We start from the raw sequence: 602 nt of genomic DNA, 5'->3' as shown, positions 1-602 counted from the left end.
GCAGACTCGCGCAGCTGTCCGACAATCGGCGTAAACAGGTGCTGAACGCTTTTTGTTTTGTACAAAACAGGTCCATCAGGCTTTTCAACTTCTGAACAGCTTGATACAAAAGCATTATGAATCATACCTACCACAATATCATGCTCAAGCAGGTTTTTCTCATCGTTTAATAATTCAAGGCCTATCCGGCGGTCGTCTTCTTCATTCACGCCTCGTTTAATGGAGCCTGCCAGACAGGAAGACATGACAGTGCCGCCGTCTCTTTTGATCAGTCTTTCCGGAGACGCGCCGACAAAAGTTTTGCCTTCTTGTTCAATTGCAAAAACATAGCTTGTCTGCTGATCGTCCAGAAGCGTTTTAAGCACCGGTTCAATTTGGATTGGACCGTCAAACGTGAGCAGCAGCTCTCGGGCAAGAACAACCTTATCATATTGTTTCTCTTTAATTTGGCTTGTGGCCGTTTCGATTGCTTTCAGCCAATCATCCTTATCCAGCTCTTCGGCTGCTGCCATCACAGCCTGATCTTCTTGCTTGAAATCGGGAACCATAAATTCCGCCGCAAAAGCTTTAAACCTTCTAAAACAGCTTCTGCGTCTTCTCCT

1 protein-coding gene is annotated in these 602 nt (G+C 45.8%); it reads right to left on the bottom strand.

The window, feature by feature from the left end; genetic code table 11:
* Positions 1–512: chorismate-binding protein (locus ADICYQ_RS31110; RefSeq protein ID WP_235114368.1), on the bottom strand; the 512-nt coding region annotated here is incomplete at its 3' end.
* Between the last annotated feature and the right edge of the window lie 90 nt (positions 513–602).

The organism is Cyclobacterium qasimii M12-11B, from assembly GCF_000427295.1.
Taxonomy (GTDB): domain Bacteria; phylum Bacteroidota; class Bacteroidia; order Cytophagales; family Cyclobacteriaceae; genus Cyclobacterium; species Cyclobacterium qasimii.
This window is presented reverse-complemented; position numbering and strand designations above follow the sequence as displayed.